Raw genomic sequence first — 21,845 nt, 5'->3', positions numbered from 1 at the left:
GAAAGTCAGATCTACATCGGGACTGCTGCTACATACGATGGGAAAAATTGCCATTGCATTAATTACTCTAATTTTTAACTAAGGAATCAAATACTAATTCGCATTATTAATAAATTCTTCTATTTTATTCCAATTATCATCTATGAATGGCTCATGACGTAATAGCTCTTTTATTTCCATCTCCTTCACCTTTCTTTCAAAATACTGATGAATAAAGTAGTTTCTAGTGAAATAAAATATTTCCATAAGGAGAAAACGATGAATGCTGAAAAATGGGAAAAAGCAGAAAAGGTTCACTCTATACTATTGTATCCATCGGTACTTCAAAGAAAGGTGAAAAATGGGAACAAGAAAAACAACAATAATAGGGATTGTAGTGATGGCTCTGTATCTCATAACAATGCTTCTTATGCCTCGTTTCAAGCATTATAACATGTCATAACAAGCATTGCTAAACAGCTTCTCAAGTCTTAATATCTGACTCCTCAGATATTAAGACCTGTCATATCAAACGTTAATACCTGACCACTCAGATGTTAATATCTGAGTGCAGCCATTATTCTTTCACAAGCCTGTCCGTCACCATAAGGGTTATGCGTTTCAGACATTCGCTTATACATTTCTTTATCTTGCAACAGGGCAGTGACATTACTTACAATAGCCTCAGCGTCCGTACCGACCAGTTTGACCGTACCCGCTTCGACAGCTTCCGGACGTTCCGTTGTATCACGCATCACCAATACCGGCTTTCCCAGTGAAGGAGCTTCCTCCTGCACACCGCCGCTATCCGTTAGTAGCAAAGTAGAATGTTGCATGGCATAGATAAAAGGCAGATAATCCAAAGGAGAAATCAGATAGACATTATCCACTCCCGACAATAATTCATACACAGGCTTCTGTACGTTAGGATTCAAGTGAACGGGGTAGACAATATCCATATCCGGATGCAGAGCCGCCAATTCCTTAATCGCTTTGCAGATATGCAGGAAACCTTCTCCGAAGTTCTCACGGCGATGGCCAGTGACGAGGATATACTCACGGTTGCCTACAGTGTAGCCTTTCTCCTGAAATTCTTTCGCTATCTTCTCTTCCATTCCGGAAGTGGAAGAAATAATATCAACCGCCATCAGCAGAGCATCAATCACCGTATTTCCGGTAATGAATATTTTCTTTTCATCTATATTTTCTTGCAGCAGATTCTTTTTGGACTGTTCAGTCGGTGCAAAGTAGTAGGTACAGATACGGTCTGTCACCTGACGGTTCATTTCTTCCGGCCAGGGAGACAGCATATTATAAGTACGCAACCCGGCCTCTACGTGTCCCACAGGAATCTGCATATAGAACGCCGCAAGCGAAGCAGCCATCGAAGTCGTCGTATCCCCGTGCACCAATACAGTATCGGGACGGAAGTCTTTCAACACTTCCCGCAATCCCATCAACACTTTAGCGGTAATATCATACAAGTCCTGATTGGGAGCCATGATATTCAAATCATATTCGGGAGTGATGCCAAACACTTCCAATACCTGATCCAACATTTGCCGGTGCTGTGCCGTGACGCAAACCCGCGTTTCAAAATGTTCCGTATCTTTCTGGAACGCTTTTACAAGCGGAGCCATCTTAATCGCTTCAGGACGAGTACCGAAAACGAGCAATATCTTTTTCATCTGCTTTATTTATAGAGTTATATAACCTCTTCGCAATTAAACTACCAATCTCTTTATCGTCTCACTCCGCAGAAGTCCAGTTCGATCTTTCCGTCTTCTTTCGGCAGCGCTACAAACACATCGTGACGAACCAGCCAGACGATAATATCCGCCTTCTCATATGCTTCCCGGTAATCTGTCAGATGGAAACTTTTATGAGTACTGATATTAGGTTCGATAATCAACACATCCGCTCTCGATTCGGAGATGATACGGGAAGCTATATATTTAGCGGGAGACTCCCGCAAATCATCGATGTTCGGTTTGAAAGCCAGTCCCATACATGCTACGATGGGTTCGCGCTCATTCTGTTCTACAAACTTCTGGCAGGTTTCCAATACCTTGTTCGCACACCAGTCTGCCTTGTAATCGTTCGTTTCACGGGCACGCTTGATCAGCTGCGCCTGTTCCGGATAGTCGGATACGATGAACCAGGGGTCTACTGCAATGCAGTGGCCACCTACGCCACAACCCGGCTGGAGGATATTCACACGCGGATGCTTGTTTGCCAGTTCAATCAATTCCCATACATTGATTCCGGCTTTGTCGCAGATCATGGAAAGTTCGTTGGCAAAGGCTATCTGTGAGTCACGGGAAGAGTTCTCCGTCAGTTTACACATTTCTGCCGTGCGGGCATTGGTGCCGTGCAGTTTGCCTTGTACGAAAGCGGAATAGAATTCGATGGCTTTTTCGGTAGATGCCGGATCGATACCGCCGATCACACGGTCGTTGTGTACCAGTTCATATAATGTATTTCCCGGCAATACACGTTCGGGACAATAAGCGATGTGTATCTTCCCTTTCAGTTCGGGACGTTCTTTATAGATCACTTCCGCCATACGTTCGGTAGTATATACCGGGGAAGTGGATTCAATGACGAACAAGTTGCCCTCTTGCAGATAAGGGATCACGGAGCGGGTTGCCGCTTCCACATAAGTGATGTCCGCCCGATGGTTTTGCTTGAATGGGGTAGGCACTACGATAAAGAAAGCATCTGCCGCTTCCGGCTTGCACACTGCCCGTAACTTTCCTTTCTGCACTACGTCCCTGACTACCTGACCCAGTTCAGGTTCAACAATATGTATCTTTCCCTGGTTGATTGTTTCTACCACAGAAGGATTCACATCCACACCTATGACTTCGAAACCATGGGCGGCAGCAACGGCTGCCGTAGGAAGGCCGATATAGCCCAATCCTAAAAACACAACCTTTTTCATGTTCAATATCTCCTTATTAATAAGTGTGGCAAAAGTACAAATAATATGTGACTTTGTACGGATTTTCACTGAAAACCACTACTTTTGTGCAAACATTTTGAAAGCATGAGGGTACTAATCATCAATACTTCCGAACGAATAGGTGGTGCGGCTGTCGCTGCCGGACGACTGATGGAATCGCTAAAGAACAACGGCATCAAGGCAAAAATGTTGGTACGCGACAAGCAAACAGACCAAATCAGCGTTGTCGGACTAAAGCGCAGCTGGCTGCACGTATGGAAATTCATGTGGGAACGCATTGTCATCTGGAAAGCCAACCGTTTCAAGAAGAATGATCTCTTCGCCGTAGATATTGCCAATACCGGCACGGACATCACTTCGCTTCCCGAATTCCAGCAGGCAGATGTCATCCACCTGCACTGGATCAACCAGGGGATGCTGTCACTCAACACCATCCGCAAGATTCTGACATCCGGCAAACCTGTAGTATGGACCATGCACGACATGTGGCCGTGTACCGGCATCTGCCATTATGCACGCGAATGCAGAAATTACGAGCAGGAATGCCATCACTGTCCTTACATCTACGGGGGAGGTGGAAAGAAAGACCTATCCACCCGAATCTTCCGGAAAAAGAAAGAGATTTATAGTCAGGCACCTATCACGTTTGTAGGCTGTAGCCGTTGGCTGGCGGAGAAAGCCAAAGTCAGCGGGCTGCTCACCGGACAAACCGTTATCAATATCCCGAATGCCATCAACACCAACCTGTATAAACCCCATAACAAGCAGGAAGCCCGCAGGAAATGCAGGCTGCCACAGGAAGGCAAACTGATTCTTTTCGGTTCTGTCAAAATCACAGATAAACGAAAGGGAATCGACTATCTGATAGAAGCTTGCAAGCTGTTGGCAGAGAAGCATCCGGAATGGAAAGACTCACTGGGCGTAGTCGTTTTCGGCAATCAGTCTCAGCAACTGCAAGACTTGATTCCTTTCCGTGTTTATCCGCTTCCTTATATTAAGAATGAACACGAACTGGTCGATATATACAATGCCGTAGACCTCTTTGCGATACCTTCTCTCGAAGAGAACCTGCCGAATATGGTCATGGAAGCCATGTCCTGCGGTGTGCCTTGTGTAGGCTTCAACACCGGAGGCATACCGGAAATGATCGATCATCTGCACAACGGATATGTAGCTCAGCGCAAGTCGGCAGAAGACCTGGCCAACGGCATCCACTGGATATTGACGGAGCCCGAATATGCGGAACTCTCCGCACAAGCCTGCCGCAAAGCCATAGGCAACTATTCGGAAAGTATCATAGCCAAGAAGTACACGGACGTTTATAACAAAATAACAGGGAAATATGCATAGTGTCCATCCTACTCCCAAGTTCTCGATTATCACGGTGACCTACAATGCCGAAAAAGTGCTGGAAGATACCATCCAAAGTGTTATCTCGCAGACCTATCACCATGTAGAATATATCATTGTGGACGGAGCCTCCAAAGACGGTACTCTCTCTATCATCGACAGATACCGGTCACGGATACACACCGTCATCAGCGAACCGGACAAAGGACTGTACGATGCCATGAACAAGGCAATCTCTCTCGCCGGCGGAGACTATCTCTGTTTTCTGAATGCGGGCGACTGCTTTCACGAAGACGATACTTTGCAACAGATAGTGCACAGCATCAATGGCAACGCACTTCCCGACGTTATTTACGGGGAAACCGCGATTGTCGATAAAGAAGGGCACTTTCTGCACATGCGCCGGCTTTCCACACCCGAAAAGCTTAACTGGAAAAGTTTCAAACAGGGAATGTTAGTCTGTCATCAGGCATTCTTTCCCAGACATACACTAGTGGAGCCTTATGATTTAAATTACCGGTATTCCGCAGATTTCGACTGGTGCATCCGTATCATGAAAAAGGCGCGTACTTTACACAATACGCACCTGACAATCATTGACTATCTGGATGAAGGAATGACTACACAAAACCGGAAAGCGTCCCTTAAAGAACGATTCCGCATTATGGCAAAACATTATGGATGGATAAGCACCGCAGCACATCACGCGTGGTTTGTACTGCGGTTGATTACGAAGCCGGGACAGTAACCTACGGAAATTACCGAAAGAGCCTTTGGCAAACTTAATTTATAAAAATTATGAAGAATCTTCTTCTTACAACTATTTTCACATGGGTGATTGTCGTAATCAATCTTATCGGAACTAAAATTCAAGCCAAAGACAACTCGTTACCTGACAGCCTGATAACGGCAGACTATGTATACGAATATACATTCTCTGACTTCGACAAAGCATTACAAATCATGGGAAAACTAAGAAAACGAAACTCCCTCCCCGGATTTAAACTAGATATAACCGAAAGTGACTTGTACTTCAACACCGGCAAATACTATCAGGCGCTAAAATTCTATGGACGCGCACTGCAAAGTGATTCGATACAAGCGGACGACCAACAAAACATGGAACAAATACACCGCATGATCTCCTGCTACGATTGCCTTCATAACGAAACGAAGAAAGCACAGTATGTAGAAATGTTATTGAAAAAGTCGAAACAATGCGGTAACGAAGCGATGCAGTCCGTAGCTCTGTTCAACATGGGAAAGATGCTTTATTATCAAGGAAATAAAGAGAAAGGCTATGAGTTTATGCTACAAGCTGTCGAACTAATGGAAAAAACAGACTACAAATACAAATATGACAACCTGCGCTATGACTATAACACATTGCTCATATTTCAAGAACGGGACGGACGGAACAATGAAGCCCTTCAAACCCTTGAAGCATTGCAAAAAGTAGTCGTAGCAGAAACCGGCGAAGAAACTCCAATGGAGGAACTGGGCGAGAAAGAAAAGAAAGCAATGTATGCCCACTATGCAGTTGTACTGTCCCGGCTGGGAAGATTGAAAGAGGCTGACGGTTATTACAAACAGTTTCTATCTCTAAGTAATGTATTCGATCGGGACAATTACCTGATTATGCCCTACTTATTAGACCGGAAAATGTACGACGACGTGATTCTAATGAATTCTGCCCGTGAAAAATCCCTTAGAGCACAAGGGGATACCATTACCTACCACATGACCAGCATCAAAAGTTCTCTCGGAGAAGCATATAAACGAAAAGGTGATTACCTAACTGCCGCAGAATATTTTCAGCAGCTTGCAATGTTAAAAGACAGCATTAAGAACAGAGAACAAAAAAGTTCGGCACTGGAACTGGCCACTATTTATGAAACCCACGAGAAAGACCTGTTTATTCAGCAACAAACCGCTGACATACGCATGCGAAATGCCTTGTTGATATTTGTAGGCTGTATTGTCTTTTTGTCAGCGGTATTCTTGTGGAGTACAATACGCTACAACCGGGCTATACGCCGTAAAAATGAAGCAATGGTCGGTACCATTGAGGATTTACTGGCATATAGAGAGGAACTTTACCGAAGAAAAGAAGAAAACTTTATTCTAAAAGCACAACTACAAGCAGAAGATAAACCACAAACCACCCCCAAAGAAAACGAAGATGTGTCCACTATAGAAACGGACATAACAATAGAAAATGCTTCCGCGAATATGCCTTCAGATAAGGATGAAGATAACAAAAATATGTTATATGACAAAAGTATGTTCGACAGAGTAGAACGCGAGATTATTAATCGCCAGCTTTTCTTACAACCCGATTTTTCAAGAGAAGAACTGATAAAAATAATCTATATCCCCAAAAATAAGTTTGCACAACTCTTTAAATTATATGCCAGAACCAGTTTCTCAAAGTATGTCAACAATCTCCGGTTAGAATATGCCGCCGGAATGCTGAAAGAGCATCCATATTATACGATAGACGCCATCGCTAAAGAGTGTGGTATGAGTACCGTCCAAACCTTCTACCGTCTTTTTTCTGAAAAGTTCGGGGTAACCCCCACTGAATTCCGATCAGGATTAAAAATACCTGAAAATGAATGCAATAACGACTAAAAGTGAAAAATTGAGATAACGAGAGTGAATAAGTGAGACAACAACCGAATCGGATTTTTTGATATAAAACCCAAGCTTGTTACCTTTGAGCCAGACTTAGTAAAAAACAAACAGTACGACTAAAATGGAACTCAAAGAAACAAACAAACCTGACTATCATCATTTGATATCTGGGGATATGTCTATAAATACACAGTGCGAATGCGTTTGTAATAAGGGCATATTAAAAAAACAAGCCTTTAGATGTTTTAAATCTTTTGGCTTGTTCTCTATTTTATTATTTTTTGTATGCGGTTCTCCGACATCTGTCTGTGCCGAAACAACAGTAGCTGCGAACTTAAATAGTACCACCACCGATGCCTACCTTATACTAGTGATACTTTTAATCATATCGCTATCAATTATAATAATGCTTTCTTTTTCCCTCTTGCATTATAAGCGTAAACTGCGGGACTGCCGTAAGCGATTATTACGTAACATAAACGAAAACACGGAACTCAAAAAAAGGATACCGGTTTCCGAACGGTTCAATTATTCCAATTCACTGGACGTTTCTCCCGAAGAGTTTATCCAGATCATTAATAATATAATGAAAAAGCTTACGCTCTGATGGCCTGCTTTCTATCCTGCTGATATATCACTCTGAAACAGAAGGAACGTAAAGCATCACCTGATCCAATACTACCCCTTCATCCAGTGCCTTAATCTCCAGTTGATGAGATTTCTTTCCGGACACAGGAAGTACAATCTTTCGAATAGCCTGATTACGAAGAACATTCTCCTTCCATTCTTCGCTACGTCCTTTTGTCTCATAGGATATCACTTTCGGTTCAGCTCCGTCAATAGAGACAGAAAAACGTAGTTGTGTTCCATGTACAGGATGGTTAGGTAATAATCGGACTTCCACCTCTACTACATCCGCCTTCCAGTCGCTAAAGGAGAAAGTCAGCGCTTTGCCCATAAGTATCCCTGCTGCCCTACCTGCGTATCCCAAGCCTTCGTGACCAATGAAATTTCCTTTTGAGGCATCCATACCGTTCCATTGATAGATAGCAGAACGCTCTTGTATCATCGGAGTAGTAGCTTCCTTCCTTTCTACACGGTTAAATACAGGAAGTTTGCGGGGTTTGAAATCCATCATTCGGTTCCATTTGCCATTCTCCAATGAATTATAGTGTTGGGTAAGTGCGGCAATGCTATCGTAAGCAGCGTCACTCTTTTCCCAATCTGCCTTTCCATGGCGTGCCAACTGGGCAAACAACAGCTTCCGGTTCATTTGTCCCGCAGCCTGCACCGGATATTTCACCAATTCAAAATAAGCGCTTTGCCTATCGGCAGGAATCCGAGAGGTAACCTTCTCTACAGTTTCCGACAGTCTGTCATAAGACGATAAACGCTCATTTATAAATTCCTCGCTCCAAGGCAGGTCTTTCACTATGCGGTAGGCAGGGTCTTTCTCTTCTTCCCTCGTATTCCCCATAAATTCCGGCTTGCGGATATGGGCAAGACGATAATATTCTTGCATAACAGGCAGTAATTCCTTGGCAGGGGAAGTACCCAGTTCCCGTTCCAGCCAATGCTTCAGGTGTGCCGTGACTCCTTCTTGGGCAACCGCTTCCAAATTCCACGCCATATCCATGAAAAGTTCAATCTGATATTCGGCAGGTTTGATATCTCCCACATTCAGAATCCATATTTTCTGTATTCCCTGATCGTACGCCTGCTTCATCTGCTGATAAATCAATGAAGGACTCATCGTACTCAGCCACAGATGATCGTGCGGGCGCCCCCAATAGGAGACATGGTAATAAATACCGTTTCCTCCCTTGCGGGCACGCTCTTCAGCAGTCGGGAAGTGACGGATATAGCCGTAGTTATCATCACACCACATCAGGGTCACATCATCAGGAACTTGCAAGCCGGCGTTATAAATATCAAGTACTTCTTTATAAGGTATAAAAACCTGAGGAACCTGAGTCACATCTTTATTCACATATTTCTTTATCAAGCCACGCTGGTCAGCGAGTACACGGTCCAACACAGCTTTCTGCTCTTCTACCGTCTTGGCACCCTGCATCTTGCCATCATGTACGCCACGCATACCAAGCGTATAGAGTACTTCCTGATCTGCCACTTCTTTCACCCTGTCTTCCCAGAATTTATAGACAGCAGCACTGTTATTTACATAGTCATACGCTCCATTCCCTCTTCGTCTCCACTCTCCGGCAGCACTGCAAGCCATCGGTTCACAATGGGAAGCCCCCATAAAGATCCCGTACTTCTTTGCCACTTCCCGATTGCCTTTAGTCAGGAAAAAGGGGAGCGTACATTCGTGCATGGCCGGCCAGTAGGTGTTAGCTCTTAAGCGAAGCAGCAGTTCGAAGATACGTTCATTCGTGCGCGGACCTATTTCTCCATTCACGTCCGAAGGTTCATAGGTTTTATTGCTCCATGGCATCAGTCCCCAATCTTCGTCATTGATAAAGATACCGCGATATTCTACGGAAGGTGACTGTACGCTGCGGAACTTGGAGGAAAGTTTAAAAAGTTTCTTTTTTTCCGGAGTTACGTCCGCCCACCATTCCCAAGGAGATACTCCGAGCAAACGGGATATTTCGAGTATGCCGTAAGCAGTGCCGTGCCCGTCACTACCGGCCACTATAAGTTTTCCTTCGGGCGAAACAGTCAGCAAGAAAGCCTGCTTCTTACCTTTTAAGACGGAGGTGTCCACTCCCGACTGATCGATCAGTTCACTCCTGCCGGCTGTACCTATTAGAATAGTTCCTGTGTTCGTTTCAACTTTGGCTGTTGCCGATAGCACCGTTTGAAGATCCCGACGGAGTAATTCTAAAGCAGTGTGCACTACCTGTTCTTCAGAACTGTTGCAGGCTATCGGTACAGGTATGCCGGATTGTAGCACAAAATCCCGCTGTTTGCCGGTGACCGACAAAGCAGTCCAAACGAAAGTCAATAAAAAAAATAATGTCTTATATCTCATAAAAGTCTTAGTTTATCAATAATTACAAGGGAATGCAAGCAACTGATACATCAATGTACGGGCCATGCGTTCCTGCCCTTTCGTACTCGGATGCAAGCGGTCGAAAGTCGGATCATAGAAATATTCCAGTTGCCCCTCTACCATCGGATTCATTCCAGTTACTGCATTAAAGTCTATGACCGGAACTCCCCATACATTGGCAGCCTCTTTCACAGCAAGAACATAAGCATCCACATATTCGCCACAACGGTTCTGATAACTCTCATCCGGCTGCACATTCTTTTCGCCGAAATCGGCAAACGAACGGTGTAATGGAGTCAGTAATATAATCTGTTTATCGGGGAACAAACTTTTCAAACGGCTTATCCCTATGTTAATACGCCCTTTGTAAGTCCGGTTATCCATTACAAGCGTACGTTTTATACGAGTTTCCAGCTTTTTAGTCTTTCCACGAGCAGCCATAACTTGTTCTTTTTTCTCAGTATACCATTCTCCGACAGGTATACCTTCATTAAAGTCATTCGTTCCTAACAATACAAGAATAGCATCCACCTCTTCTCCATGCTCTTTCTTCAGTTGTTCAGCCTGGCGCGGTACATCATTCCATTGCCGCCCGCTTACCCCATAGACAAACGGAGTAATACCCAGCCATTCTTCCAAAAATGACCAGTATTTCTTTATCTTATCACCATAACAATTAGGGTCTGTAATGGAGTCTCCCAAATACCCTACTCGCTTTCCTTGCCACGAATGACGGATAAATCCTTTCGGGTTTCCATCTATAAAACCCGTTTCTACCACCTGCGTCGGAACGTAATATATATCTTTAATTGTTACATAAGAGTTATTGCTGCCATAGATGGTTTTCGTTTTATCAGTCCAGGTAGGCTTATTTCCCGTAACTTCCATCACCAATGTATATTCATCCTTTACTAACGGAGGAGTCATAAAACGTATGGCCTCATCTTTTACCTTACTATAAAAGTCAACTAATGAAGAATAGATCTTTTCTCCTCTCTTATTCAAGATATTCACTTGCGCATACCCGCTATGAGCATTTGTTTCGCCCACAACAACCATCCGGGAACCATCAAAAGGTACATTTAGACTGGCTCCTGCCACATTCGAAGCCAGATGACCGTTTTCCATCTTCCACTCAGCCGGATTACTGAGGCTTATCTCCTCACGTGAAACGAGTTTACCATTACGTAAAGGATCTACCGGTTTGATCTGATCCATATCCCATGCAGGCCAATATTCCGGTATGGTAAGCTTTGTTCCATCCACCTGTATCGGCATCCAGACGTATGTAGCCGCTGAAGCCTGATGTGGATAAGACCATCTGTCTCCCATAAACATAGGAATGGTATCATTCCCACGCTTTAAAGGAAAAACAAAAGTCGTCTGAGAATTGAATGTCAGGCTACCTTCGGGAGCAAATAGTCCTTGGCTCGTCCAAGGCCCTTTTACAGAAGGAGCCGTATAGTAGAAGTTATCATTCTTCTCCCAACTGGTAAGATTAGAAAACAAAAAGAAATAAGTCCCGTCTTTTTTGAACATTGCCGGAGATTCTCCGTGAGAACCGGGAACTCCCGACACCACTTTCTCCTCTGCCGAACGGTAATCTTTACTCAAACGATAAACAATTCCTCCATGCAACAGTAAGTACCCGGTACCATCTACATCCTGATAAGTTCCCATATCCCAACGACGGATAGGTTTACCCTCATATAAAAGCGGACCATGAAGTTTATACTCTCCGGCAATAGTGCTACAAGTAGCATACCCAATGTGAGGATCCTTATAATTCATGTTATCTGCATGCATAAACATCACATATTCACCGGTCGAAGGGCATTTCATAACTTTTACCCGCTCGCCTACTCTATTAGGACCAAGTATGCCGTCTGGCTGCATTGGCAACACTACACGTTCGAATTTCCAGTTCACCAAATCATCGGAAGAATAACAGCTAAAACCGGGGAAAGCATTACTTTCATCCGATTTCCATTCACCGAAAAGATAGTATCTGCCATTCTCCTCTACAATACAGGCACCGTGCGCATTTACAATCTCTCCACGATCATCAAACCAAGGCACACCATTGTATATCAATTTTTCAGTTCCCTGAGCCCAACTCATTCCGCACAACAGCAATGAAAGGACAACTAATAGCATCCAGTTTTTCATAATATTTTGTTATCACTTTTTATTCATACTCATGCTTCGTACAAACACAAATACGATGTTTACATATCTTCCCGCAAAAGTAAGTGATATCATCCAATCTACACATAGACAAACATGCAATAAAGATGGAATTTCGTCCACAGACCCGAATTACATCACCAAATTTACAGTCATGACTGACAAAATCCACATTCTACATCAAGATATAAAAGAGATTTAATACCACCACAACAACAAACATATTTGACGATTCTTGCTAAAATACTGTCCAACAGCATTTTTTTTGAAATATTCTATTAATCATTACAGCTAAAATCATATCTTTGTTCCCGAACTAATAAAGAATAATTGAATGTTTACCACATTTACATTCCGCAAGGATTCCGTTCTGTAAATAATCTGTAAGTCTTCCTCTCATTACAGATTATCCCTTTATTTTCTCCGACATACTTCATGTCAGAGTTACTTTTTATTCTCTAAAAATAGTAACAACTGTAAGGTCTAATGGCTACAGGTACCATCATACACCCCCATTCGACGTACACTTAAAACATTAAAAACAATGAGTAACAACCATACATCTATCCACGATTTCGATTTTACACTTATATGTAATTACTTCAAATCACTCGAACGTCAAGGTCCCGGAAGTCCCGAAGCCACTCAAAAAGCCCTGAGTTTTATCAACGAGCTATCGGAAAAATCACAGATAGCCGACATCGGCTGTGGTACCGGCGGACAAACCATCACACTGGCAGAGTACACCAAAGGACAAATCACAGGCATAGACCTTTTCCCGGACTTTATTGAAATATTCAATAAAAATGCGGCAAAAGCCCTTTGCTCGGACAGAGTGAAAGGAATCACCGGGTCGATGGATCATCTCCCGTTCCAGAACGAAGAACTCGATCTTATCTGGTCGGAAGGAGCTATCTACAACATCGGATTCGAACGTGGCATGAACGAATGGAACAGATTTCTGAAAAAGAACGGTTTCATCGCAGTCACGGAAGTATCCTGGTTCACTCCGGAACGTCCTGCCGAAATAGAAGATTTCTGGATGGATGCTTATCCCGAAATCAATACGATTCCCGCAAAAACAGCTCAGATGGAAAAAGCCGGATACATCCCGACCGCCCATTTCATTCTACCGGAGAAGTGCTGGACGGAACACTTCTATGCCCCACAAGTTTCGCTTCAAGAGGCATTTTTGAAGGAACACCCAGAGAATAACGCAGTCAAAGACTTCATTGCCAATCAACGGTATGAACAGAGTCTGTATCATAAGTATAAAGAATATTATGGCTACGTATTCTATATAGGACAAAAAAGATAATTAACCAACTGCCGGAGAAGTTAGCAAGACAGGATAACTCTCCGGCGCTTATTATCCTTTACTTTGCAAAAGATATGGAAACGAAAGATATAAATAAGCAAGAATATCTGTTACGAATCAAAAAAGTCACAGACTATATCCATCAGAATATAGATCAGCCGCTATCATTACAAAAAATGGCCGGAATCGCATGCTTTTCCCTTTTTCATTTTCATCGTGTTTTCACTGTTCTGATTAGAGAGACACCTACAGAATATATTAAACGAGCCCGAATCGAAAAAGCAGCCCTGCTACTGCAAGGCGAAAAGCAACTTTCTGCGACGGAGATAGCCCGGCTCTGCGGTTTCAGCAGCCTGTCGCTTCTCAGCCGCAACTTTAAGCAACATTTCAATATCACTATCCGTGAATTTCGTTCACTGGACTAAACACCTAAAAGACATGGAAAATCAGATTCTAATTTTTCGTACTTCAGTCACCAAAAGACGGGACATCAAATTAATCGGAAGCCTCCTGGCGCGATTCCCACAGATCAGCAAATGGAATGTAGATTTTGAAGACTGGGAGAAAATCTTAAGAATCGAGTGCAGCAATATCACCGCACTCGAAATTTCGGAAACTCTCCGGAATAATCATATTTTCGCATCAGAGTTAGAGTAATAACTTCTTTTTCAACTCTGCCACCCCTTCGGAAGCGCCCTTCTGAATCACATGTATCGAACGGGAAGTATGTGTATCCACCGGTTTCGGATCAATCAGATACACCTCTGCTCCTTTCGGTACATAATGTAGCAAACCTGCCGCAGGATATACATTGAGAGAAGTACCGATGATGACAAAGATATCCGCTTTCTCTACGTATTGAATAGCTGTCTCAATCTGCGGTACCGCCTCTCCAAACCAGACAATGAAAGGACGTAACTGAGTTCCGTCACCGGCTCTATCTCCTATTTTCACTTCATACTCTTCCGGCTTCAATTCCTTTATATAATGGGGATTGTACGGGTCTCTGCTAGAACAAACCTTTGTCAACTCACCGTGCAAATGAATGATGTGACTGCTTCCGGCACGTTCGTGAAGGTTATCTACATTCTGCGTGATAACAGTCACATTGAAACTCTTCTCCAGTTCAGCCAGCAACTCATGTCCGCGATTCGGTTTCACTTCCAACAATTGCTTCCTTCGTTCATTATAGAAGTTGATCACCAATGCCGGGTCTCGCTGGTATCCCTCGGGTGTAGCCACCTGCTCCACAGGATATTTATCCCACAAACCACCCGCATCGCGAAAGGTACTGATTCCACTCTCGGCACTCATGCCCGCACCCGTCAATATTACCATATTCTTCATAATCACTCCTCCTTTAATTTTAATGACATACAAATGTAAGCAGAATCATTGAATAAAAGAAACCTTCCGAACGTATAATCTGACCCTCCGGATACAGGAGTTTACTATCAGTCATGCGAAGACTTAGTAGCGGATATACGAAAATTCAACAGCTGTCAGACGAATAAATTCTTGCATAAACGAACTTACACAGTAAGCGTACTAAAATTAAATCTTAAGAAGGAAGGAATTAATTCCTCCAAGAAAAAAAGACTAACTTTCACGGATATAAGAATTTTTAAATACTAAATGCTAAATCATTCAAATAAAACGTGTACTTTTGCGATTCATAAATTTGCAATTGATTGAAAGCTAAAACCATGAAGGTGATATGTTTCAATCTCCAACAAAAACATTATATGGACAAATTCAGTTATGCTATTGGCCTTGGAATCGGTCAAAACTTATTAAGTATGGGTGCAAAAGGCATCGCAGTAGATGACTTTGCACAAGCAATCAAAGACGTATTAGAAGGCAATCAGACGGCTATCAGCCATCAGGAAGCCCGCGAAATAGTAAACAAGTATTTCGAAGAACTGGAAGCCAAGATGGGCGAAGTCGCCATCGAACAAGGCAAAGCCTTCCTCGAAGAAAACAAAAAAAGAGCAGGTGTGGTTACGCTTCCAAGCGGACTCCAATATGAAGTGATCAATAAAGGTACAGGCAAAAAGGCAAAAGCTACTGACCAGGTAAAATGCCACTACGAAGGTACGCTGATTGACGGAACACTGTTCGACAGCTCTATCAAACGTGGCGAACCGGCTGTATTTGGTGTCAACCAGGTGATCCCGGGATGGGTAGAAGCATTGCAACTGATGCCGGAAGGTTCCAAATGGAAACTTTACATTCCTTCTGACCTCGCTTATGGCGCCAGAGGCGCCGGAGAAATGATCCCTCCCCACAGCACATTGGTATTTGAAGTAGAATTACTCGAAGTATTATAAATAAAAAATTTCAAAGCAAAATGAAAAAAGTTAGTATTTTTATGGCAATCGCCGCTGCTGCAAGTCTTGCTTCTTGTACAGCTCAAGCTCCTAAAGCAAATCTGAAAACAGACATCGACTCACTGTCTTATTCTATCGGTATGGCTCAGACTCAAGGTCTGAAAGGCTATCTGACTGGTCGTCTGGATGTTGATACTGCTTACATGGCAGAATTCATCAAAGGTTTGAATGAAGGTGCTAACAAAACTAGCAAGAAAGACATCGCTTACATGGCAGGTCTGCAAATCGGTCAGCAAATCAGCAACCAGATGATGAAAGGCATCAATCAGGAATTGTTTGCCGGTGACTCTACCAAGACTATCAGCAAAGACAACTTCTTAGCTGGTTTCATCGCAGGAACGCTGGAAAAAGGTGGCGTGATGACTATGGAAGCTGCACAAGAATATACTCGCACAGCTATGGAAACCATCAAAGCGAAAGCTATGGAAGAAAAATACGCTGACAACAAAGCTGCCGGTGAAAAATTCCTTGCTGAAAACAAAGCGAAAGAGGGTGTAAAAACTACTGAAAGCGGATTGCAGTACAAAGTGATCACTGAAGGTAAAGGTGAAATTCCTGCTGACACTTGCAAAGTGAAAGTAAACTATAAAGGTACTTTGATCGACGGAACAGAATTCGACAGCTCTTACAAACGTAACGAACCTGCTACTTTCCGTGCTAACCAAGTGATCAAAGGCTGGACAGAAGCGCTGACTATGATGCCTGTAGGTTCTAAGTGGGAACTTTATATCCCGCAAGAACTCGCTTACGGTTCAAGAGAATCAGGACAGATCAAACCGTTCTCTACTTTGATTTTCGAAGTTGAGCTGGTAGGTATCGAAAAAGATAAGAAATAAGAAAGTATCTTTCTAAATAGAAAAAGGAAAGGAGTGCAAAGTCTTTGCACTCCTTTTTTTTGCTTTTTCCTATTTTTTTTCCCGTAAAAGAAGAATAATTAAAATAAATCTCTATATTTGCTTACTATTTGATAACAACAGGAAATTATAATTTATTATTATGGAAAAAATAGACAACCTCGACAGGCAGATTCTAGAGATTATCTCACAGAATGCCCGCATCCCTTTCAAAGACGTAGCAGCCGAATGCGGAGTGTCACGTGCAGCTATCCATCAACGTGTACAAAGACTGATTGACTTGGGCGTCATCGTAGGCTCAGGCTATCACGTAAACCCGAAATCTCTGGGTTACAGAACTTGTACATACGTTGGAATCAAACTGGAAAAAGGTTCTATGTACAAATCAGTCGTAGCTGAATTGCAGAAGATTCCGGAAATCGTGGAATGCCATTTCACTACCGGTCCTTACACCATGCTGACCAAACTTTATGCATGCGACAACGAGCACCTAATGGATCTGCTGAATAACAAAATGCAAGAAATACCGGGTGTAGTTGCCACAGAAACGCTGATTTCTTTGGAACAGAGTATCAAAAAAGAAATTCCCATCCGCGTAGAAAAATAACAGAATGGAATTCCTGAACGAATATCACCTTGCAGGGTTATTTATCGGAATTTGTACCTTTCTGATCATCGGCCTTTTTCACCCTGTTGTGGTAAAGGCCGAATATTATTGGGGCACCAAATGCTGGTGGATATTCCTGATACTCGGCATTGCCGGTGTAGCAGCATCGTTAAGCATCGACAATGTGATATTATCTTCTTTGTTAGGCGTATTTGCCTTTTCTTCCTTCTGGACCATCAAAGAGGTCTTTGAACAGGAGGACCGGGTGAAAAAGGGATGGTTCCCCAAGAACCCGAAGCGCAAATATAAATTCTGAACAGAGAAAGAATCGTAGTTTTTTGCACAAAGAATTTGCATAATTCAGCAAAATATACTACTTTTGTCACCGCATCCAGTAAATGGATACATCGGGCTTTTAGCTCAGTTGGTTAGAGCAACAGACTCATAATCTGGAGGTCCTTGGTTCAAGCCCAAGATGGCCCACTGAAAGAGACTCTTAATTGATTGAATCAATTAAGAGTCTCTTTCAGTTTCCTTCATTCTCATCTTTCGGTAAAATTTTATGGATATCCGTAAACATCTGAGAGATTTTATAATAAACGAATGATTTGTATACCCTCTTGAATGTTTATTGTGCCAATAATACGGAAACGAAAAAAATACAGACTCTTTTGACCTAAAAGAAGACCTGTTTCTTGTTAAAAATAAGGACTTTTGTAGAGCGATAATTAATACCAAAAACAAAAATTCTCAAAACTTAATCTACATTACAATGATGAATCTTAAAAATCAGCAAATCAAAAGTTCTCTTTTACTTGTCTCCGCTTTGTTTTTCAGCTTGCCATGTTTTTCCCCTTTCAGTCTTATCGCCGCCGAACACAATAACCCAAGCACAAATGCAATAACACATACTGCAACTGTAGCCGAAGATAACTCCGGCATCAACATTTGGGCTATCACAACAACCGAGTTTAAACTTACAGGTGAAAAGGATGTCAGGAACGTAAAAATAAACTGGATGCAGCGGGAAGATGCAAATCTGTATAAAATATACAGAGATGGAAAGTTGATAGGTGAAGCTAAAGGCGACACTTACGATGATTATGATCTACCGGTGGGGAAAACATATACTTATCATATTGAAGCATACAAAGATGGAAATAATAAAGTCGCAACCACTGCGTCTCAAACAGCCACCACCTTTGCTCCTACCGGTGAAGTTGAGGTTTACGATAATATAAACGGGAAATATATTGCCAAAGGATCTGCAGACAAGCCCGGTGGCATGAAAATAGGTAATCTCTATTTCTCCTACAAAATGGAGAATATCGACAAGGTAGTAGATGAGAAAACACTAAAGGGATGGGCCATTTTTGAGAGTTACTCTCAGACAGGGCTTAAGGATAGCTGGAGTACTCCACGGGAACTAGCTTTCTACCCCAATGTTAAATTCGAAGGTATCGCTTTCCGCTACAATAAAAAAACAAACAAAGTAGTGTTATCAGCACATTATGAAGACGGTCCGGGATACACAGCTGCTAAAATATATCTGGTACAAATAACTCCAAAGGGAACGGTTGAAGTCGGTACGATGGAAAGACCATTGGGGCATGATTCAAGAGACCAATCGCTTTTCGTAGACGATGACAATACGGCATATCTGCTTTCCGCTACTAATACGAACAGTGATATAAACATCTACAAACTGGATGAATCATGGACAAAACCAGTCTCATTGGTCAACACGATTTGTAAAGGGGAGCATCGAGAAACTCCTGCTATCATAAAGAAAGACGGAGAATACTACTTCTTTAGTTCAAAAGCTTCCGGATGGTATCCGAGTCAGACAATGTACGCATCCACCACTGATTTAGGAGGAGCATGGACCTCATTGAGAGAAATCGGAAACAACTCTACCTTCGGTGCCCAGTTCAACAACATCAGAAGAATCGGTACTGATAAATCAACTTACGGGGTATGGAGCTATCATTGGGGAGCACAATACCATCACAAAGACCCAGATGGTAACTTTCCAAGAGTCTCTGTCGCTTCATTCAACCAAGGATATGCTTCAATGGATTACTACAGATATCTGGAGTTTGACGAGAAATACGGCATCATTCCCGTTCAAAATGGGAAAAATCTCACATTAAATATGCCCGTAACTTCTCAGGTTAGCGGTGCAAAAGGGGTAAAAGCCGATTGCATCACCGATGGAGCCGATCTGAATTCTTCCGACTTTTTTCAAAAGAGTTCAAATTCTCCTGTTGGTGCCCCACACCTGTTCGTTGTCGACATGCAGAAGAATGCCAAGATCTCAGAAATAAATCTTTCTACAAGATTAGTCAATGGATCTGAAGCTGCTTATAAATACACAGTCGAAGGCAGTCAGGACGGTAAAAGTTATAAGATGCTCATTGACGGTAGAACGAACTGGCAAGTAGGCTTTCAAATCCTCCCCATTGAGGACGCGACACCCTACAGATATCTACGCCTGCGCGTTTATGGTGTTGTCAACGTACATACAAACAATTCCGCAATGTGGGCTGACGGAATTTATGAGTTCGCAGCTTTCGGAATACCACAATAATTTCTCTAAAACAGAATTACACAGTTGCACTACCTACAAAAGTATCTCCAAATCTTTTTTCCAACAAGAGATACTGTTTTATAACGTCTGCTCCATATTCATGCAAAATCCCATTTTGAAACCACTCTTGGCATTCAAAATGGGATAACACAAACAAAACAAACAATATTGGAGCGATTTTCACAAACAGCTACCTTAATCTAATATTTCATAACACTTATTAGTCACAATACCACATTTCAATGATATTGCTGAGCAAAAATACAGTTTCAAGATTAGATAAGGAACAAGGATTCTAAATCAGTTATTAATAATAATATATTTATATATAAAGAATTGTATTCAAGTTATTAAGAATTGTATCTGCAGCTATATAAAAAACGTTATTTTAGTGCAAAGCAGAATAATATAAACCACTGTTTTACAATATTATATTTCGTCTATACCCATAGTAATACAAGTCTATACCAAGATATGAACCAATTTTAATAATCAATTCCGGCAAGAAACACCAAACGCTCAAAACAGTTCAAGTTTTTTCTGCCAAATCATAAAACAGAGGGATAAAAACAAATTTTCTCTTCTCTTAATTCAACATCCAGGCATGAGTAAACAACTCATAAAATCAATCTGAATACATCTCTCCCCTTCTTCCTTAAAAATAAATATCTATATTGGGGAAATATAGAATCAAATACAGTTTATTTATGACTGATACTATTTCTTATCAATATTCCAATCTGTCTCCGAACAAGTTTATTCCTTTCACCGTTTACAGATACTTCGGCTCTTTCAACAAACTCCCCAAAAGAGTGGAAAATATGACTATTATTTAGTAATGTGTGGACAAAAAAACGCCTTTTCACCGGTAAAAAGCCTACATGCAATCTGTATCGTCTTGGCATGCAATCTACCAAAGGTGCCGCATTAAACACTCTACTCGAAATATGGAAGAAAACAACAAAACTGAAAAAGTAATAGCCAACATCGAAAGTTAAAAATACGGTTTCTGTATAATCTTGCGTATCCAACACACATATATATCCGACAAACAACGTAAAAAGGGCTTTTTATTGGCGCTAAATTCAAAAAGAAGTATCTTTGGCACACTAAATCCAAAGGAGTAGTCATGATTCTGAAATATAGTTTACCTGTCTTTTGTTTTCTGTTAGCAGGATATTCCTGCACATCAGGACACAAGGAGAAAAGGACATCTACAGCAACCGAAACAACGTGTACAGATCCTATGTACACAGTCCTTATTCATGCGGACTCCATTCATGCCACCCTCTTGCAGAAAAATAAAGTCGGCAACCAACCGACCTCGGGACATGAGAAAAGCCCGATGGCCCTTTACATGGATTCCCTTGGTCTGGTAAATATAGCGGAACTGGACAGCAGTATTGCCATCAGCCTAATGTACACCCAAGCGGATAACTTCACCGGAGAAATTCTTTATGATAGTCTGGCAGAAGCCTACCTGCATGTCGATGCGGCACATGCTCTTATGAAAGCGCAAAAAACACTGAAAGAATTGTATCCATCCTACAGTCTCATCATTTATGATGCTGCACGTCCGATGTCTGTACAAAGAAAAATGTGGGATGTAGTCAAAGGAACTTCCAAATACCGATACATTTCTAACCCAAACCGTGGAGGCGGACTTCACAACTACGGCCTGGCGGTAGACATCAGTATTCTGGATTCTTTGGGCCACCCGTTATCCATGGGCACAAAAGTAGATCATCTTGGTGTAGAAGCACATATCACAGAGGAAGGCGAACTGGTACGAAACGGCAAAATTACCGAAGCGGAACGTCAGAACCGAATATTACTAAGGAAAGTGATGAAAACAGCCGGATTCCGTGCATTGCCCAGCGAATGGTGGCATTTCAATTTCTGTAGCCGCGAGGAAGCTCGCAAAAAATACAATGTAATACCATAACAAATCC

At 42.3% G+C, this 21,845-nt stretch carries 19 protein-coding genes, 1 tRNA gene and 1 pseudogene; 15 read left to right on the top strand and 6 right to left on the bottom strand.

Annotated elements, in window-relative coordinates; genetic code table 11:
• Positions 1-207 precede the first annotated feature (207 nt).
• A complete protein-coding gene (locus BLW31_RS24120; RefSeq protein WP_010535755.1) occupies positions 208-432 on the top strand; it encodes a hypothetical protein in 225 nt (74 codons plus the stop codon).
• A gap of 104 nt (positions 433-536) precedes the next feature.
• Here BLW31_RS24120 and wecB read toward each other — a convergent pair whose 3' ends face one another.
• Positions 537-1,667 carry a non-hydrolyzing UDP-N-acetylglucosamine 2-epimerase gene (gene wecB / locus BLW31_RS15430; RefSeq protein ID WP_010535756.1) on the bottom strand — a complete coding sequence of 377 codons (1,131 nt, stop codon included), beginning with the start codon at positions 1,665-1,667 and terminating at the stop codon, positions 537-539.
• A gap of 53 nt (positions 1,668-1,720) precedes the next feature.
• Complete coding sequence (gene wecC, locus BLW31_RS15425) at positions 1,721-2,923, bottom strand: UDP-N-acetyl-D-mannosamine dehydrogenase (protein ID WP_010535757.1); 1,203 nt, start codon at positions 2,921-2,923, stop codon at positions 1,721-1,723.
• Positions 2,924-3,028: 105 nt separating this feature from the next.
• Here wecC and BLW31_RS15420 point away from each other — a divergent pair, with 105 nt between their 5' ends.
• The 3 genes from BLW31_RS15420 to BLW31_RS15410 are packed head-to-tail and all read left to right on the top strand — an operon-like array spanning position 3,029 to position 6,928.
• Complete coding sequence (locus BLW31_RS15420; RefSeq protein ID WP_010535758.1) at positions 3,029-4,294, top strand: glycosyltransferase family 4 protein; 1,266 nt, start codon at positions 3,029-3,031, stop codon at positions 4,292-4,294.
• Complete coding sequence (locus tag BLW31_RS15415; RefSeq protein WP_010535759.1) at positions 4,287-5,042, top strand: glycosyltransferase family 2 protein; 756 nt, start codon at positions 4,287-4,289, stop codon at positions 5,040-5,042. The genes BLW31_RS15420 and BLW31_RS15415 overlap by 8 nt, the downstream gene beginning before the upstream one ends.
• 50 nt (positions 5,043-5,092) lie before the next feature.
• Positions 5,093-6,928: a helix-turn-helix transcriptional regulator gene (locus tag BLW31_RS15410; RefSeq protein ID WP_010535760.1), complete on the top strand. Its 1,836-nt coding sequence runs from the start codon at positions 5,093-5,095 to the stop codon at positions 6,926-6,928.
• A 637-nt stretch (positions 6,929-7,565) separates the two neighbouring features.
• On the opposite strand, the gene BLW31_RS15400 is transcribed toward BLW31_RS15410, so the two are convergent.
• From BLW31_RS15400 to BLW31_RS15395, 3 genes and pseudogenes are all read right to left on the bottom strand, one after another.
• On the bottom strand, positions 7,566-9,926 hold the full coding sequence (locus tag BLW31_RS15400; protein WP_010535762.1) for a glycosyl hydrolase 115 family protein: 2,361 nt from the start codon (positions 9,924-9,926) through the stop codon (positions 7,566-7,568).
• Between the two features lie 15 nt (positions 9,927-9,941).
• On the bottom strand, positions 9,942-10,727 hold the full coding sequence (locus BLW31_RS24870) for an SGNH/GDSL hydrolase family protein (RefSeq protein WP_231945962.1): 786 nt from the start codon (positions 10,725-10,727) through the stop codon (positions 9,942-9,944).
• A 12-nt stretch (positions 10,728-10,739) separates the two neighbouring features.
• A pseudogene (locus BLW31_RS15395) lies at positions 10,740-12,116 on the bottom strand (family 43 glycosylhydrolase); the annotation flags it as partial.
• Between the two features lie 562 nt (positions 12,117-12,678).
• Here BLW31_RS15395 and BLW31_RS15390 point away from each other — a divergent pair.
• From BLW31_RS15390 to BLW31_RS15380, 3 genes are all read left to right on the top strand, one after another.
• Positions 12,679-13,452 carry a class I SAM-dependent methyltransferase gene (locus BLW31_RS15390; protein ID WP_010535764.1) on the top strand — a complete coding sequence of 258 codons (774 nt, stop codon included), beginning with the start codon at positions 12,679-12,681 and terminating at the stop codon, positions 13,450-13,452.
• Positions 13,453-13,526: 74 nt separating this feature from the next.
• Positions 13,527-13,877 carry a helix-turn-helix domain-containing protein gene (locus tag BLW31_RS15385; RefSeq protein WP_010535765.1) on the top strand — a complete coding sequence of 117 codons (351 nt, stop codon included), beginning with the start codon at positions 13,527-13,529 and terminating at the stop codon, positions 13,875-13,877.
• 13 nt (positions 13,878-13,890) lie between these two features.
• Positions 13,891-14,109: a hypothetical protein gene (locus tag BLW31_RS15380; RefSeq protein WP_010535766.1), complete on the top strand. Its 219-nt coding sequence runs from the start codon at positions 13,891-13,893 to the stop codon at positions 14,107-14,109.
• Here the strand turns inward: BLW31_RS15380 and BLW31_RS15375 are convergent.
• Complete coding sequence (locus BLW31_RS15375; protein WP_010535767.1) at positions 14,101-14,799, bottom strand: SIR2 family NAD-dependent protein deacylase; 699 nt, start codon at positions 14,797-14,799, stop codon at positions 14,101-14,103. The genes BLW31_RS15380 and BLW31_RS15375 overlap by 9 nt on opposite strands.
• A gap of 398 nt (positions 14,800-15,197) precedes the next feature.
• On the opposite strand from BLW31_RS15375, the gene bamJ (BLW31_RS15370) reads away from it, so the two are divergent.
• The 8 genes from bamJ (BLW31_RS15370) to BLW31_RS15340 all read left to right on the top strand — a co-directional run bounded on the left by bamJ (BLW31_RS15370) (position 15,198) and on the right by BLW31_RS15340 (position 21,838).
• Positions 15,198-15,782 carry a BamJ family beta-barrel-assembly machinery protein gene (gene bamJ, locus BLW31_RS15370; RefSeq protein ID WP_010535768.1) on the top strand — a complete coding sequence of 195 codons (585 nt, stop codon included), beginning with the start codon at positions 15,198-15,200 and terminating at the stop codon, positions 15,780-15,782.
• Positions 15,783-15,802: 20 nt separating this feature from the next.
• Positions 15,803-16,678, top strand: coding sequence for a BamJ family beta-barrel-assembly machinery protein (bamJ, locus tag BLW31_RS15365; RefSeq protein ID WP_010535769.1), 876 nt, complete (start codon positions 15,803-15,805; stop codon positions 16,676-16,678).
• A gap of 160 nt (positions 16,679-16,838) precedes the next feature.
• Positions 16,839-17,303: an Lrp/AsnC family transcriptional regulator gene (locus tag BLW31_RS15360; RefSeq protein ID WP_005928359.1), complete on the top strand. Its 465-nt coding sequence runs from the start codon at positions 16,839-16,841 to the stop codon at positions 17,301-17,303.
• Positions 17,304-17,307: 4 nt separating this feature from the next.
• The gene (locus BLW31_RS15355) at positions 17,308-17,619 is read left to right on the top strand and encodes a DUF4491 family protein (protein WP_008767264.1); all 312 of its coding nucleotides are present in this window, start codon (positions 17,308-17,310) and stop codon (positions 17,617-17,619) included.
• 93 nt (positions 17,620-17,712) lie between these two features.
• Positions 17,713-17,786: transfer RNA gene (locus BLW31_RS15350), tRNA-Ile, on the top strand.
• Between the two features lie 289 nt (positions 17,787-18,075).
• On the top strand, positions 18,076-19,893 hold the full coding sequence (locus tag BLW31_RS15345; RefSeq protein ID WP_010535770.1) for a family 43 glycosylhydrolase: 1,818 nt from the start codon (positions 18,076-18,078) through the stop codon (positions 19,891-19,893).
• 707 nt (positions 19,894-20,600) lie between these two features.
• Positions 20,601-20,729, top strand: coding sequence for a hypothetical protein (locus BLW31_RS24865; protein ID WP_255324064.1), 129 nt, complete (start codon positions 20,601-20,603; stop codon positions 20,727-20,729).
• A 293-nt stretch (positions 20,730-21,022) separates the two neighbouring features.
• Positions 21,023-21,838 (top strand): M15 family metallopeptidase, encoded by an 816-nt coding sequence (locus BLW31_RS15340; protein ID WP_029425111.1) that lies wholly within the window; start codon positions 21,023-21,025, stop codon positions 21,836-21,838.
• Positions 21,839-21,845: the final 7 nt, after the last annotated feature.

Source organism: Bacteroides faecis MAJ27, from assembly GCF_900106755.1.
GTDB classification, from domain to species: Bacteria; Bacteroidota; Bacteroidia; order Bacteroidales; family Bacteroidaceae; genus Bacteroides; species Bacteroides faecis.
This window is presented reverse-complemented; position numbering and strand designations above follow the sequence as displayed.